A 14,577-nucleotide genomic window follows, 5' to 3' on the forward strand; every position below is an offset into this window, starting at 1 on the left:
TTCCATGCGGGACTTCGCCCGCTCCGAAAGCGCTGCCGTGCAAGCCCAGCTGGATCGGTTGGCGCAGCTCAGCGTGCCCGATGGACGGCTCGGGCTGGACACAATCCGCGCACTGCTCGACCGGTTGGGCAATCCGCACCGCCAGCTGCCGCCTGTTTTCCATGTCGCAGGGACCAACGGCAAAGGTTCGACCTGCGCGTTCCTGCGCGCGATGCTGGAGGCGCAAGGTTACTCGGTCCACATGACGACCAGCCCCCATCTGGTCCGCTATAATGAGCGCATTCGGGTAGCGGGCGAGTTGATCTCCGATGAGCGTCTGGCAGTACTGCTGGCCGAAGTGCTGGATGCGGGTGAGGATCTGAACCCCAGCTTCTTCGAAACCACGATCGCCGCCGCCTTTACGGAGTTTGCCCGGGTCCCTGCCGATGCCTGTATCGTTGAGGTTGGCCTCGGCGGACGGTTCGATGCAACAAATGTGCTGGAACCAGAGGTGTTGGCAGCTTGCGGTATCGCGGCCCTCGGCATTGACCACGAACGCTTCCTGCTCGCCCCCGAAGTGGGAGTACCATCGGAGCCGATTGAGCGCATCGCGTTCGAAAAGGCAGGCATCGCGAAGATGGGCGTGCCGCTCGCGGTCATAGCTGGGAGCAATCCGCCTGAAGCCGAAGCCATGATCGGCAGCGTCGCCGCCAAGGTTGGCGCGAAGCTGACAATGGCGACCTCATTCGGAAACGGCGCCATCGACGCGTCGGCGAAGGATTACCCCCACCCGGGTATCCGCGGGCCGCACCAGGAGCGCAACGCCGCCCTCGCCCACGCGATGCTGCGCAGCCAGAACCGTATTTCCGTAGACGAAACCGCGATCCGAAAGGGCATCGAAGCAGCCAGCTGGCCTGCCCGGATGCAGCTCTTGCGGAAAGGCCCGCTGACCGACCTGGCCGGCAAGCGGCAGGTCTGGCTGGACGGCGGGCACAATCCCAATGCCGGTGAAGCCGTCGCCAAGGCACTGACGGGCCAGCTGCATCTGGTCTTGGGAATGCTCGACAACAAGGACCCACGCGCACTGATCGAGCCGCTTGGAGACAGGCTCAGCTCTGTAACGGTAGTTCCGGTCCCCGGACACGAGGCGCATCCTGTCGAAGCTTTCGGAACTAGAGTGACTAGCGCTGCCGATGTGAAAGAGGCGCTGCGGGGTCTGGCAGCAGATGGTCTACCGGTTCTTATCGCTGGATCGCTCTATCTCGCCGGAGATGTGTTGCGCCTCAACAACGAGGTCCCGGATTAGACGCTATGGCCGCCTTCGACGAAATCCCGAGCCATGGCGCTTAGGTAGACGCTGTCGTTGCGCCAGATACGCGGGGCCATCTCCCGCGTTTTCTTGATGACCGCTGGACGCAGTGGAACATCGAATACAAGGCCCAGCTCGTCACCATCACGGCGCCCTATCGTGGCGTAGGTATCGAAGCCCAGCCAGACGAGGACGCAGTCCTTGATATTTTCGACAGGCGCAAGAAGCTTCACGCGCGCCCCGCCTTGCGACAAGTCGATTATCTCGACCTTTTTGCGGCCTTCCAGAGTCTCGATATGCGCGAGCACGCCGAGTTCGAGGCGCAGGTAATCCCTGCGTCCCTCCTCGCTCGATGATTGTCGCACAACTGTCATAATGCGTCGCGTACAGCGGAATAGTTGCGCATTCGCTAACCACTGGGGCGCACTTGTCAGGCGGCCTGCTCTCCCAGCTCCGGTGCCACTACGCCCGCTGCGGCCTTGCCGCGGCTTTCACGATACCATTCGGCCAGGCACAGGATCACCGCGATGACACCGATCAGCGTGGTGAAGATGAATACGAAGTAATACCCCCGCTCCTCGATCATCTGGCCAAGCGCGCCGCGTCCGAGCGTGCCGACCAGCAGAGTCAGCGATGCGAGAAGCGCGTATTGGACCGCCGCATATTTCTTTGCGACGATGCTGGAGAGCCAGGCGATGTAGGCCGCGCCTGCGATACCGATTGCGAGATTTTCCCAGAAGATCGTGAAGGTCAGGCGCGCCAATCCTTCGATCTCGGACATCTGGAACACGCCCGCGATGAAATTGACGAGGGCAGTAAACCCGATGGCGTCGCTTCCGGCCTGCATCAGCTGGCCGCCAATGGCGAGATCGGCGTAAAGCAGGTTCGTTGCCGCAGCCAGCGCGGCGCCCAGTGTCAGGGTGAACATCCGCCCGAACTGGGTGATGATCCAGCCGCCAAGCGCCAGGCCCAGGATGATCGCGAACACGCCGAAGAACTTGGAGGCGAAGGCAACCTGATCGCCCGAGTAATTCAGCTCGCCCAGGTAGAACGGATAAGCAAACACGCCCCAAATCGAGTCGCAAATGCGATAGGTCAGTACCAGCGCCAGGATCAGCACCAGCGACCAGCCCATGCGGCCCACGAACTCGACCAGCGGCAGGACGAGTGCGCGGTAGAGGTGATCCGTGAACTTCACGCTATGCCCTGCGCCAACACCAGGGGCAGACACGATCACGTTTCTGCCGACTTGCTTCTGCTTGGCGATCCAGGCCGCGATGAATGCCGGGAGCACGACGGTGGCGATCACGATCAGGGGGCCGAATGTCGTCGTGAATTCCGTCACGTCAGGACGGTTTTCAGGAGTGGCGGTCATTGATCGGACCATGAAGACCACGACGGTGGCGATTGCCCAACCCCACAGGAGGCCAACGGCAAGGAGGGCGCGATTGCGGACCTTCTCGGTTACTTCGCCCGCATTGTAGAGCTCGGCAACTTCGTCTTCGCTGGCAGCAACCGTCGCGGCAGAGCGCTTTTCTACGCTGGCGTCGGGCGCGAACAGCCCAGCGATCCCGATGCCCAGCATGATCGCACCCATGATGACATAGGTCTGCGGCCAGCCGATCCGTTCCGCGATGATGAGGCCAAGCGCGCCGCCGATCAGCGCAGCGAGACGGAAGCCCATCTGCGTGATGGTCGAGAGGATATCGAGGGTTGCCGTTTCATCGGCCACGTCGATGCGCCATGCGTTGATGGCGATATCCTGCGTCGCGCTGGCAAAGGCCCCGATCGCGGCGAGCAGGCTGAACCAGCCGAGCGCGCTCTTGGGATCGAGGAAGCTCATGATCAACAGCGCAATGCCGACGATCAACTGCATCGGCGCGATCCATTGCTTGCGCTTGCCGAGCCTGCGCAGCCCCGGGATATCGACCTTGTCGAGCAGCGGGGACCACAGGAACTGGAAGGCATAGGCCAGGCCGACGAGCGAGAAGACCCCCATAGTTTCGAGATCGACTTCCGCCTCGCTCAACCACGCATAGAGGGTGCCGAGAAACAGTGCCGGCGGGAGGCCCTGGGCGAAACCGAACAGCGCCATAAAGCCGCTTTTCCGGTTCGAGAGTGCCAGGCCAAGTGCACGCCAGGTCGATATTTTCTTTTTCTTTTCGTCGGCAACCGCTTCGGCCATTCCCTAGCGTCCTTTTGTTATGGTCTGTTTTTTGCGACATTAGCCGCGAGAGAAGGAGAAAGGAACAGGTCCGATGGGTGTTCCGAATACACTGGCTACAGGTCGGCGACCAACCGACGGAATGCTGCGACTGGCGCGCGATATCGCCGAGAATCGCAAGCAGGAAAACCTGCGCCAATCGAGCGTGCCGGCAAGCGTCTATACCGATCCCGACCACTGGCAGCGCGAGAAGGCGGCGATTTACGACCGCCTCCCGCAGATCCTGTGCCCCAGCGCGGTCCTGCCCGACCCCGGAATGGCCCTCCCCCATGACGCGACCGGCAGTCCCCTGCTCATCACCCGCGATGCCGACGGGAAGGCCCATGTCTTTATCAACGTCTGCCGCCATCGTGGGACCAGGCTGGTAGAGGGCGCTGACGTGGCGTGCACTAAGAAGCTCGTCTGCCCCTATCACGCATGGACCTACTCGGTGGACGGACGCCTCCTCGCGCTACCGCGACCCGATTCTTTCCCCGAGCTCGACAAGGGCGAGATGGGACTGGTCGAACTTCCATCGAAAGAGACCGGCGGTCTTATCTGGTTCAGCCCGCAGGAAGCGACCGCCGATTTCGGTCATGCCGACAAGATCGGCGAGGATTTCGACGCGCTCGGCATGGGTGAACACGTGCTCTTCCGCCGCAAGACCCACGATGTGGCCGGCAACTGGAAGCTCATCATGGATGCTTTCCTCGAGAGCTACCACGTCACGCGTCTCCATGCGCAGACCATCGGCCCCTTCTTCAAGGACGGGGTCACCAGCGGCGATATGATCGGTCCCTTCGCTCGCAGCGCCGTCGGCAGGTTGGAAGAGATGGAAGGCGTAGACCTGGAAGACATGGACCAGATGCGGCGCGTCGTCACCTTCGCATACCAACTGCTGCCGGGAGCCCTAGTCATCCCCAGTCCGGACTATATCAACGTGATGGTGATGATGCCGCAGGCGCATAACCGCACGCTCGTCGAGGACTTCATGCTGATCCCCGAACATCCGAGCACCGACAAGGCGCGCGATCACTGGGAGCGTAGCTGGGCATTGCTGGACGGAGGCGTTTTCGCGAGCGAGGATTTCCGCGCTGCGGAGCTCGGCCAGCAGGGGCTGGAGACCGGTGCGGTCCCCGAACTGACACTTGGCACGATGGAGGGCGGGATACGCCGCTATCACGAGACGGTCGAGGAAGCCTTGCGCGCCGCCAACTGAGCGCCTAACCGCGCGGGTTATGTCCGACAATCGACTTCCGGAAGAAGGCGACCGTATCGCCAAGCTACTCGCACGGGCTGGTGTCGCCAGCCGTCGCGAGGTCGAACGCATGATCGCGGACGGCCGTGTCTCGCTCGAAGGGAAGGTGCTCGACACGCCAGCAGTTAAACTGACCTCGCTGAAAGGTGTCAGTGTCGATGGCAAGCCGGTCGGCAAGGCCGAAGCCACCCGCCTGTTCGCCTTCCACAAGCCTTCGGGCCTCATCACGGCGGAACGCGATCCCGCGGGCAGGCCTACAATCTATGCAGCGCTGCGCAATGCACTGCCGAAATCGGCCGGACGGGTGATGCCTGTGGGCAGGCTGGACTTCAATACAGAAGGCCTGCTGCTGCTCACCAATGACGGCGAGCTCAAACGGGCGATGGAACTGCCCTCTTCCGGTGTGCCGCGCAGCTACCGTGCGCGCGCATTCGGGGATGTCACGCAGGCCATGCTCGACGACCTGATCGAAGGCGTCGAGATCGACGGCATTCGCTACGGGCGCATCGAGGCCGATCTCGAACGGGGCAGCGGCATGAACCGCTGGATCCAGATGACGCTGACCGAAGGTAAGAACCGCGAAGTGCGCCGTGTGCTCGAGCACCTCGGCCTGCAGGTGAACCGCCTGATGCGCATTTCCTACGGTCCGTTCGAGCTGGCCGATCTCCCGCGCGGCCAGGCAGCCGAGATCAATCGCGAGGCGGTCGAGCAATTCCGCAAGCAATTGCTGCGAGACATCAAGTGAGGATCATTGCCGGGGATTGGCGTGGCCGCAAACTGGTCGCACCGAAGGGCGAAGAAACGCGCCCGACCGCCGACCGGACCCGCGAAACGCTGTTCAATATGCTGAATAGCCGGCTGGGAGGCTTCGAAGGTCTCTCCGTCCTCGATCTTTTCGCAGGATCCGGCGCGCTCGGCATAGAAGCCCTGTCGCGCGGCGCAGAACACTGCCTATTCGTCGAACAGGACCCGGATGCGGTAAAGGCGATCAAGGCGAACATCGCGGCTCTCGATGCCCGCAGTCGTTCAACCGTGCAGGCGGGTTCGGTGATGAGCCTTGGCCCTGCCAAGGCGACCCATGACCTCATCCTGCTCGATCCGCCGTACGACACTGGTGCGGGACAGGTCGCGCTCGACCGGATGCTGAGGCTGGGCTGGATCGGCCCTGCCACGTGGATCGCTCTCGAAACGCACAAGCGCGAAGAGATAAAGCTGCGCGGGCTTACGATCGAGGCGGAGCGCGTGGTCGGCAAGGCCAAGCTTACGATCCTGCGCCTCGCCGATTGAACGCATAGGAAAGGGGCAAGGTCACCATGGCAACCTTGCCCCCTCCAAGCGTCTCCGCCGGTTAAAACGGCAGGGACGAAATTATCGTAACTTAGTCGTCACGCGTGGCCGGAAGCGGTTCGTCGATCTCGCTGGCCGGACGTCCGGGCCAGTATTCGAGCGGACGGTTCACACCCGGGCCGCGCTTGCCTGCTTCCCAAGCGTTGATGCAGTTGTCCTGGGCATCGCTGGAGCAGATCGGCAGTTCACCGTCCGGCGGACCGGCATCGGCAGGCGTCGTCTGTACCACTTCGCTGCGCACGAAACGCGGACCCGTGGTTGCCGAGCTCGATGCGGTTCGCGCTGCGGTCGACGTGGCGTTCGCATTTTGCATCTGTGCTGCGATTGCAGTCCAGGCCTGTGCGCGCTGTTCCGTGTTCATTTCATAGATGCGCACGCGCTGCTGGTCATTGAGCACCCACCAACCGGCTTCCTGTTCCGGTTCGAGGGTCCAGTAATATTCCTGCGCGCCTGCCGGCCATGCATCATAGATGCTGCGGCGGTCGCCCGGCCAGCTATCGTAGGTCGACTGCTGATCGGTCGTCAGGACGTAGGTCTTGGTTTCACCTTCCATGTGATGATCGGCCATCGCGGGCGTGGCGGTAAAAGCGAGCGCTGCGGCGCTGGCAAAAATCAACCTTTTCAAGGGGCTTCTCCTTTTGTCTTCATTGCCGACACTACGCAAAGCCCGTGCGCAAGGTTCCGAAACAGTCATCAGCCCCCTTGTGCTGAAGCCCCGCGTTCCCTAGCTGTTCTGGCAGATGACTACGCCCCCTTCCCCGCAAGATTTGACGGAAAACCGCGACATTCCGGCCTATGCCGTGATGTTAAACGAGCCGCAGCGCCAGGCCGTCCTGACCACCGAAGGACCGGTGCTGATGCTTGCGGGTGCGGGCACGGGAAAGACTGCCACGCTCACTGCCCGGCTGGCTCACCTGATTGCCACACGCAGAGCCTGGCCGTCGGAAATCCTGTGCGTCACCTTCACCAACAAGGCAGCGCGCGAAATGCGCGAGCGGGTCGGTCGTCATATCGGTGACGCGGTCGAAGGGATGCCTTGGCTCGGAACATTCCACTCCATCGGTGCGAAAATGCTGCGCCGCCATGCCGAACTGGTCGGATTGAAGTCGAACTACACCATTCTCGACACCGACGACCAACTTCGCCTGTTGAAGCAGTTGATCCGCGATCAGGAGCTTGATGAGAAACGCTGGCCTGCCCGTCAGCTCGCCGCGCTCATCGATCGCTGGAAAAACCGCGGTCTCAATCCGGGTGATCTCGATGCGGTCGAGAACGAGGCCTATGCAAACGGGCGCGGGACGCAATTTTACAAATTGTACCAGGACCGTCTGAAGGCGCTCAACGCGTGCGATTTCGGCGATCTTCTGCTGCATATGCTGAACATATTCCGCCAGCATCACGATGTGCTCGCGCAATACCAGAAGCGCTTCAAATATATCCTCGTGGACGAATACCAGGACACCAACCAGGTCCAGTATCTGTGGCTGCGCCTGCTGGCGCAGGAGCGCAAGAACATCTGCGTCGTCGGGGATGACGATCAGTCGATCTATTCCTGGCGCGGGGCAGAGGTCGCCAACATCCTGAAATTCGAAAAGGACTTTCCGGGCGCTGCGGTTGTAAAGCTGGAGCAGAACTACCGGTCGACCCCGCAAATCCTTGCTGCGGCTTCGGGTCTCATCAACGCCAATAGCGAACGGCTCGGCAAGACCCTCTGGACCGAACTGCCTGCCGGAGAAAAAGTCCGCGTCGTCGGCGTATGGGATGGCCCGGAAGAGGCGCGCCGTGTCGGCGAAGCGATCGAACGCCTCGAATCCGAAGGCGCCCCGCTCGACGAAATCGCCATCCTCGTGCGCGCCCAATACCAGACGCGCGAGTTCGAAGATCGCTTCATCCAGATCGGGCTGAACTACCGGATCGTCGGCGGCTTCCGCTTCTACGAACGCGCCGAAATCCGCGATATGCTCGCCTATCTGAGGGTCATTTCCCAGCCTGCAGACGATCTTGCATTCGAACGCATCTATAACCAGCCGAAGCGCGGACTTGGCGCAAAGACGCTGGAGGTGATGCAGCGCCATGCGCGCCGGACACAGGCGCCCTTGGCCGCTGCATCGCTGGACCTCGCCGAAACGGACGAGCTTCCTGCCCGCGCGCGCAATACGCTGGTCGGATTGCTCTCGCAGTTCGTGCACTGGCGCGAACAATCCGAAAAGCTCACCCCATCCGAACTCCTGCGCATTGTCGTGGCGGAAAGCGGCTATGAGGAGATGCTGCAGAAGGATCGTAGTGCCGAAAGCGCCGGGCGGTTGGAGAACCTGACCGAGCTTGCCCGAGCTATGGAGGACTACGAGACACTCGGGGACTTCCTGGAGCACGTCGGGCTCGTGATGGACAACGACCGTGCCAATGACGGCGAGAAGATCACCATCATGACCATGCACGCGGCGAAGGGTCTCGAGTTCGACCACGTCTTCCTGCCCGGGTGGGAGGAAGGTGTCTTCCCGAGCCAGCGCGCAATCGACGAGGGCGGTCTCGCCAGTCTCGAGGAAGAACGCCGTCTCGCCTACGTGGCGATCACCCGCGCGAAACGGCGTTGCACCATCTACCACGCGGCCAACCGCCGCATTTACGGGCAGTGGACTAGTTCGATACCGAGCCGCTTCATCGAGGAATTGCCCGACGACTACGTCGAGAGCGAAACGACGATGAGCGGCGGTGCTTCGCTCTGGCGTGCGAACTGGACTGAGAACGAGGATCCGTTCGCCCATGTCTCCAGTAACCGTCCCGGGCGATCTTCAGCGCGCGGTCCCGGTTGGCAGCGCGCGCTTGCTTCGGGCTACGACACCACGCCCAAGCGGCTCGCCGAGCCGGGCAAGAGTGCCGCGAGCTTCGCCGCGAAGCCACGCACCGACATTGCGGTCGGAGCCCGCGTATTCCACGACAAGTTCGGCTATGGATATGTGATGGATCAGGAAGGCAACAAGCTGACCATCGAATTCGAAACGTCCGGCGAAAAGCGGGTGCTCGACAGCTTCGTCAAGCCGGTCTCCGACTAGGCGACAGCTTCGCTATCGTCTTCGACCGCCACAGGCTTGCGACGCCAGTACCGCTTCTCGAACGGGCGCGCGAGTTCGCCTGCAATGCCGCGTGTTCCTTCCTCGATACCGGTTTCACAACCGACATAAGGCGTCGGATCGCAAAACGTGCCGAACATCCGGTCCCAGGCGGTCAGCGTATTGCCAAAGTTCGTGCCCATCAGGCGTTCGTCGCGGATATGATGCAGCCGGTGCGCAGCAGGCGAGATAAGCCAGTGGCGCAGCGGACCGAATGTCCAGTTCACGTCGCAGTGCACCAGGAACCCCCAGAAGGTAATTCCAAGGCCCGCAGTCCCGATCGCCCATTCAGGGATACCCATAAGCAGCAACAGGCTGAGGTCGACGCACACGCTCAGCAGCTTACTGAAAGGATGTTTCCTTTGCACCGACAGCCACGACAGGGCGGTATCGGCATGGTGGGTGGCATGGATGCGCCACAAGAGCGGCGAATGTTCGAACCTGTGGCGCCAGTAGATCACGAAATCGAACACCAGAAAGGCGATCACTACAGTCAGCCAGCCGGGTATGCTGTCCCAGAAGCCCGCGAAGTTTTCTGACATGCCGATGAAATCGCGCACCGCCCCGGAGGGAAGAGCGAGAAACGGCGCGAGGATGACCAGATTTATGAAGGTCAACGCAAGGTTGGTGGTGAATTCCTTGCGCCCACGGTTCATAGCGGCGAAGATAGCGCCACGCTTCATGATCAGCGCGAGCGAGCCGAAGAACAGCCCCGCCAAAAAGAGCAGGCTGACCGTATACCGGAAGTGTTCTTCGAAGATTTCCATCACGTCCCCATCACTACAAGATTGTAGTTAGAGAGACGTTAAGTCAACTTGCCGAAACGTCGAGGAAACCCGGGACCGGGCCGTTCCAATCGCCGGCATCGTCTGCGGCAGTTTCAGGCTTTGCCTTCGGCGCTCTGGATTTGGCAGGTTTTTCAGACCGATCGGCCTTCTTGTCCTGCTTGTCCGACTTGGCTTTCGGTTTCTCGGCGCGCTTCTTGGACTCTGGCTTCTCGCCGGAATCGTCCCGCTTGGACTTCGCTTCCGGTTTCGCAGCCGGTTCGACCAGCTCTACGCGGACGTCTTTCTTGCCGAAGACCGGGATTTCCGACTTGGTCAGCTTCTCCACATTGGCGATCGCCTCGGCATCGTCGCCTGCCACGAAGGTAAAGGCGCGGCCCTTGGCTCCGGCGCGGCCGGTGCGGCCGATACGGTGGACGTAATCGTCCGGATGCCAGGGGGTGTCGAAGTTGAAGACGTGGCTGACGCCCTTGATGTCGAGCCCGCGGGCTGCGACGTCACTGGCCACTAGGATGTTGATATCGCCGGATTTGAAGCGATCCAGCTCCTTGATCCGGCTCGACTGGTCCATGTCGCCGTGAATTTCGCCGCTGGCAAAACCATGGCTCTGCAAGCTCTTGTTGAGCTCGCGCACGGTGGTCTTGCGGTTGGCGAAGATGATCGCCGTTTCGACCTGGTCGTGGCGAAGCAGCCAGCGCAGGGTCTCGCGCTTCTGGCGCTGCTGCACCGGGATCTTGAAGGCGGTGATGTCCTTGTTCGTCGTCGCCGCACGGCTGACTTCGATACGCTTGGGATTTTTGAGGAATTTCTTCGCGAGCTTTTCTATCGGCGGCGGCATCGTCGCCGAGAACAGCATCGTCTGGCGGCTTTCGGGCAGCTTGTCGCAGATGAATTCGATGTCGGGGATGAACCCCATGTCGAGCATCCGGTCGGCTTCGTCGATGACCAGCAGTTCGCAGCCGTTGAGCAGGATCTTCCCACGCTCGAACAGGTCCATGAGGCGGCCCGGCGTGGCAATCAGCACGTCGACGCCCTCGTTCAGGGCCTTGACCTGGTCGCCCATCTGCACGCCGCCGATCAGCAGCGCGAGCTTGAGGTCATGGTTCTTGCCGTATTTCTCGAAATTCTCGGCCACCTGCGCTGCCAGTTCGCGTGTCGGCGCGAGGATCAGCGAGCGAGGCATCAGGGCACGGCGGCGACCACTGGCCATGACATCGATCATGGGCAGGACGAAGCTCGCCGTCTTGCCGGTTCCGGTCTGCGCGATACCGATGATATCCTTCATCATCAGGACGGGCGGGATGGCCTGGGCCTGGATCGGCGTCGGCTCGGTATAGCCGGCGTCGGAGACGGCTTTGAGCAAGTCAGGTGAAAGGCCGAGATCGGCGAAATTCATGCGAGTGTCGGATGCCCCAGAGATGCGGAAAGAGGAAAGCGCCGCAAGATGCAGCTTCTTTCGATTGCGCCCTTTGACGTTTTACCCTGAACAGTCAAGGAAAAGCGCGGTTATTCGACCGTTTCCAGCACCATCTGATGCAAGCTTGCAACCTTGCACTTGGCTCCGGACCGACTCATCAGGCGATCGCGGTTAACGCATAGCTGGCCGTCATCGGATGGCTCCATGTAGAAGCCCTGGTAGAATTCGAGCGGGCTGCAGCCCTTCTCGAGTTGCGCCGACAGGGTCCTGCGGTCCCGAAGGAACAGCAACAGCCTGCTTCCCTGATCCGCCACACCGCCGATCCGCTTGGCATCGATACATTTGCCGAACGGCCGTTCGACAAGTTGCCTGCGCTGCGGCTCGACATTTTCGGCCATTAAGCTCTGTCGAGCAGGGCCGCGGGCCGGCGAGATGCGCAGGATCACCCTGCCCTCGATCCTGACCTGGTTGGCCTGGGCGGGCTTGGGTGCATCGAAGATGGAATTCCACGCGTCGGTGCGTGCAGACAGGGGCAGCGGTGAAGCCCGGCCAGTCCCGTCGCGCGCTTGCTGCCATGTAGGCGCTTCGCACGTTCCCTTTGCGCCGACATCGTCCTGCGCCGCACCGGGTGCGAGCAACAACGCCAAGGGCGCAGTCAGGGAAAACAAGCTGGGCATCGGGGCGATCAATATCCTCGTGTCCGCGCGGCGGGAGCTACGGCGCGTTCCGGACGCCCTGCCCCCCGACGTTTGAATAACGGCTTAATTACATCGTCACCAATGGCAATAGGTAGTGACTTGCCTATCCAGTGTGGCATGAGCGCATCAATGACAGAGACATCCCGATCTTTCGTTGAGCAGGCCGCGGAGCTCCTTGGTCCACGCGGGTTCACACAGGATTCCGATCTCGTAACACCTTGGCTCACCGATTGGCGCGGCCGTTATACCGGCAAAGCATCGGGCCTCGCATCGCCCGCCGATACGCGCGAAGTCGCCCAGCTGGTGGCCCTGTGCGCCGAGCACGGAGTGCCGATCGTGCCACAAGGCGGCAATAGCGGCATGTCGGGGGGCGCTACGCCGGACGAAGCGGGGAACTCGATCATCCTCTCGCTAAGGCGCATGAATGCAATCAGGCATATCGATGCGCAAGCAAAGCAAGTTACGTGCGAAGCTGGCGTAGTGCTGCAGACACTCCATGATGAGGCAGCACGACACCGCCTACGTTTCCCGCTGACCCTTGGCGGGAAGGGATCGGCGACCATTGGCGGCCTAATCTCGACCAATGCCGGCGGGACGCAGGTCCTCCGCCATGGGACGATGCGGGCCCAGGTCCTCGGCCTCGAAGCCGTAATGGCGGACGGCCAGGTCCTCGACACTCTTACCCCGCTGAAAAAGGACAATCGCGGTTTCGATCTGAAACAGGTGCTGATCGGATCGGAGGGAACGCTCGGGATCGTGACTGCCGCCACCTTGCGGTTGCTGCCTGAAATCGGGGGGCGATGCGTCATCTGGGCCGGGCTGGAATCCCTTTCACAAGCGCGCCAGCTATTGCTCCATTGCGAGGATATGGCGGCGGAAGAACTCGAAGGGTTCGAGGTTATCCCATCGCATTGCCTGGAGGCTGTCCTCGATCACCTGCCCGATGCGCGCAATCCCCTGGCGGGGCATCACGCATGGCATGCCTTGATCGAACTCGTCGCTGAAGCGGGACAAGTCGGCGCCCTCCAGCCGCTTGCCGAGGACATGCTCTCCTCCGCCATGGGACAGGGCCTCCTCGAAGACGCGGTCATTGCCGCGAATGAGACGCAAGCGGAGGCATTCTGGCTGATCCGCGATTCGATCTCGCCAGCCGAGCGCGCGATCGGACCGGCGATGCAGCACGACATCTCGGTCCCCGTGGCGACGATGGCGCAATTCGTGGAGCATGCGTCCCCGCTCATCGAGGAGCGGTTTCCGGGCACACGGGCCGTCGCCTTCGGGCATCTGGGTGACGGGAATGTCCACTTCCACGTTCTTGCCCCTCCGCAGGCGGTCAGGGGAGAATGGGCAGAAGGACAAGGCAAGGAGATAAGCGCCTTCGTCCATGACCTTGTAACCCAATGGGATGGGTCGATCAGTGCAGAGCACGGGATCGGCCAGATGAAGCGGGACGAATTGGGCCGGCTCGGCGATCCGGTTTCGCTGTCGGTGATGAGGGCGATCAAGGACGCATTAGACCCCCGGGGATTGCTCAATCCGGGCAAGTTGGTCCCGCTTGCGAAAGGCGATTTGAACGCCTAAAGCCCCAATCGAGGGCGCATGCGGGTTCACCATGGATCCGCGTCTCATCCCAATCATATCATAACGACTTCGGAGAAATTTCATGGCGAGCGCGCCGCAGCAGCCTCAACTGCCCCTTTTCTTTAACGATCTCATGCCGCTGAACAGCAAGGATCACGCGAACTACAAGTCGCGTTCGCTGGACTCGGCCCCCTGGCTGTCGAAAGCCCACGCGATCCCGCTGACCGTGGAAGAATTCGTCCAGGCCCAGCGCAATTTCCCGATCGTTTTCTCGACCGGCGAAGCCCCGCTGCCGCTGGCGCTCATGGGCCTCAACGAAGGCGTGAACACCTTCGTCGACGAGAACGGCAAGGTCACCGACCCGGTCTACATCCCGGCTTACATCCGCCGCTATCCCTTCATGCTCGCCAAGCTGCAGCGCGATAGCGACCAGCTTTCGCTCTGCTTCGACCCGACCAGCGATGCTGTCGGCGAATTCGACGAGGGTCGTCCGCTCTTCGAAAATGGTGAAGCGGCCGAAGCGACCAAGCAGATCCTCGATTTCTGCCAGAACTTCGAAGGCGCTGCCCAGCGTACGCAGGCATTCATCGCCCAGCTTATCGAAAACGACCTGCTGATGGACGGTGAAGTCTCGATCCAGGCTGACGGCAACGACAAGCCTTTCCTCTATCGCGGCTTCAAGATGGTCGATCAGGACAAGGTCCGTGAACTTCCGGCTGCCAAGGTCGAGGAATTCAACAAGAACGGTCTGATGATGCTGATCCACGCTCATCTGTTCTCGCTCGACAACATGCGTGTCGTATTCTCGCGGCAGGTCCAGCAGGGCTGGAAACCTGAAGCGATTGCAGAGAACGGTGCTGCAAACGTCTAATCGACATCCGGCGTGGCCG

General features: G+C 61.5%; 13 protein-coding genes. 7 read left to right on the forward strand and 6 right to left on the reverse strand.

Translation table 11 applies throughout. The annotated features are described in order from the left end of the window. Positions 1-4 precede the first annotated feature (4 nt). Complete coding sequence (locus LCM24_RS00585; protein WP_224802315.1) at positions 5-1,285, forward strand: bifunctional folylpolyglutamate synthase/dihydrofolate synthase; 1,281 nt, start codon at positions 5-7, stop codon at positions 1,283-1,285. Here the strand turns inward: LCM24_RS00585 and LCM24_RS00590 are convergent. Both LCM24_RS00590 and LCM24_RS00595 read right to left on the reverse strand, forming a co-directional pair. Beyond that, on the reverse strand, positions 1,282-1,662 hold the full coding sequence (locus tag LCM24_RS00590; RefSeq protein WP_224802316.1) for a PilZ domain-containing protein: 381 nt from the start codon (positions 1,660-1,662) through the stop codon (positions 1,282-1,284). The two genes, LCM24_RS00585 and LCM24_RS00590, sit on opposite strands and share 4 nt — an antisense overlap. A 56-nt stretch (positions 1,663-1,718) precedes the next feature. Next, positions 1,719-3,473, reverse strand: coding sequence for an MFS transporter (locus LCM24_RS00595; RefSeq protein ID WP_224802317.1), 1,755 nt, complete (start codon positions 3,471-3,473; stop codon positions 1,719-1,721). A 73-nt stretch (positions 3,474-3,546) separates the two neighbouring features. Here LCM24_RS00595 and LCM24_RS00600 point away from each other — a divergent pair, with 73 nt between their 5' ends. From LCM24_RS00600 to rsmD, 3 genes are read left to right on the forward strand one after another with little or no spacing between them, the layout of a single operon-like run. Then, entirely contained in the window at positions 3,547-4,710 is a 1,164-nt protein-coding gene (locus LCM24_RS00600) for an aromatic ring-hydroxylating oxygenase subunit alpha (protein ID WP_224802318.1), read from the forward strand. A 19-nt stretch (positions 4,711-4,729) separates the two neighbouring features. Next, complete coding sequence (locus tag LCM24_RS00605) at positions 4,730-5,494, forward strand: pseudouridine synthase (protein ID WP_224802319.1); 765 nt, start codon at positions 4,730-4,732, stop codon at positions 5,492-5,494. Further along, positions 5,491-6,036 carry a 16S rRNA (guanine(966)-N(2))-methyltransferase RsmD gene (gene rsmD / locus LCM24_RS00610; protein WP_224802320.1) on the forward strand — a complete coding sequence of 182 codons (546 nt, stop codon included), beginning with the start codon at positions 5,491-5,493 and terminating at the stop codon, positions 6,034-6,036. The genes LCM24_RS00605 and rsmD overlap by 4 nt, the downstream gene beginning before the upstream one ends. A 91-nt stretch (positions 6,037-6,127) precedes the next feature. Here the strand turns inward: rsmD and LCM24_RS00615 are convergent, their stop codons facing one another. Then, positions 6,128-6,721: a hypothetical protein gene (locus tag LCM24_RS00615; RefSeq protein WP_224802321.1), complete on the reverse strand. Its 594-nt coding sequence runs from the start codon at positions 6,719-6,721 to the stop codon at positions 6,128-6,130. 115 nt (positions 6,722-6,836) lie between these two features. Here LCM24_RS00615 and LCM24_RS00620 point away from each other — a divergent pair, with 115 nt between their 5' ends. After that, positions 6,837-9,149 carry an ATP-dependent helicase gene (locus LCM24_RS00620; RefSeq protein ID WP_412093784.1) on the forward strand — a complete coding sequence of 771 codons (2,313 nt, stop codon included), beginning with the start codon at positions 6,837-6,839 and terminating at the stop codon, positions 9,147-9,149. On the opposite strand, the gene LCM24_RS00625 is transcribed toward LCM24_RS00620, so the two are convergent. From LCM24_RS00625 to LCM24_RS00635, 3 genes are all read right to left on the reverse strand, one after another. Beyond that, positions 9,146-9,973, reverse strand: a complete 828-nt coding sequence (locus LCM24_RS00625; protein WP_224802322.1) for a sterol desaturase family protein — start codon at positions 9,971-9,973, stop codon at positions 9,146-9,148. The genes LCM24_RS00620 and LCM24_RS00625 overlap by 4 nt on opposite strands. A 43-nt stretch (positions 9,974-10,016) precedes the next feature. After that, positions 10,017-11,387, reverse strand: a complete 1,371-nt coding sequence (locus LCM24_RS00630) for a DEAD/DEAH box helicase (protein WP_224802323.1) — start codon at positions 11,385-11,387, stop codon at positions 10,017-10,019. A 110-nt stretch (positions 11,388-11,497) separates the two neighbouring features. Next, positions 11,498-12,085, reverse strand: a complete 588-nt coding sequence (locus tag LCM24_RS00635) for a hypothetical protein (protein ID WP_224802324.1) — start codon at positions 12,083-12,085, stop codon at positions 11,498-11,500. Positions 12,086-12,235: 150 nt separating this feature from the next. On the opposite strand from LCM24_RS00635, the gene LCM24_RS00640 reads away from it, so the two are divergent. Both LCM24_RS00640 and LCM24_RS00645 read left to right on the forward strand, forming a co-directional pair. Then, entirely contained in the window at positions 12,236-13,687 is a 1,452-nt protein-coding gene (locus LCM24_RS00640; protein ID WP_224802325.1) for an FAD-binding oxidoreductase, read from the forward strand. Positions 13,688-13,769: 82 nt separating this feature from the next. Next, positions 13,770-14,558, forward strand: coding sequence for a SapC family protein (locus LCM24_RS00645; RefSeq protein ID WP_224802326.1), 789 nt, complete (start codon positions 13,770-13,772; stop codon positions 14,556-14,558). The last annotated feature ends 19 nt before the right edge of the window (positions 14,559-14,577 follow it).

Source organism: Qipengyuania aquimaris, from assembly GCF_020171965.1.
In the GTDB taxonomy this organism is placed as follows: Bacteria; Pseudomonadota; Alphaproteobacteria; order Sphingomonadales; family Sphingomonadaceae; genus Qipengyuania; species Qipengyuania aquimaris_A.

Bases quoted from the DNA above. Each gene is read 5' to 3' on its own strand.
- LCM24_RS00585 (WP_224802315.1), top strand. From the start codon at position 5: ATGCGGGACTTCGCCCGCTCCGAAAGCGCTGCCGTGCAAGCCCAGCTG.
- LCM24_RS00590 (WP_224802316.1), bottom strand. From the start codon at position 1,662: ATGACAGTTGTGCGACAATCATCGAGCGAGGAGGGACGCAGGGATTAC.
- LCM24_RS00595 (WP_224802317.1), bottom strand. From the start codon at position 3,473: ATGGCCGAAGCGGTTGCCGACGAAAAGAAAAAGAAAATATCGACCTGG.
- LCM24_RS00600 (WP_224802318.1), top strand. From the start codon at position 3,547: ATGGGTGTTCCGAATACACTGGCTACAGGTCGGCGACCAACCGACGGA.
- LCM24_RS00605 (WP_224802319.1), top strand. From the start codon at position 4,730: ATGTCCGACAATCGACTTCCGGAAGAAGGCGACCGTATCGCCAAGCTA.
- LCM24_RS00620 (WP_412093784.1), top strand. From the start codon at position 6,837: ATGACTACGCCCCCTTCCCCGCAAGATTTGACGGAAAACCGCGACATT.
- LCM24_RS00625 (WP_224802322.1), bottom strand. From the start codon at position 9,973: ATGGAAATCTTCGAAGAACACTTCCGGTATACGGTCAGCCTGCTCTTT.
- LCM24_RS00630 (WP_224802323.1), bottom strand. From the start codon at position 11,387: ATGAATTTCGCCGATCTCGGCCTTTCACCTGACTTGCTCAAAGCCGTC.
- LCM24_RS00635 (WP_224802324.1), bottom strand. From the start codon at position 12,085: ATGCCCAGCTTGTTTTCCCTGACTGCGCCCTTGGCGTTGTTGCTCGCA.
- LCM24_RS00640 (WP_224802325.1), top strand. From the start codon at position 12,236: ATGACAGAGACATCCCGATCTTTCGTTGAGCAGGCCGCGGAGCTCCTT.
- LCM24_RS00645 (WP_224802326.1), top strand. From the start codon at position 13,770: ATGGCGAGCGCGCCGCAGCAGCCTCAACTGCCCCTTTTCTTTAACGAT.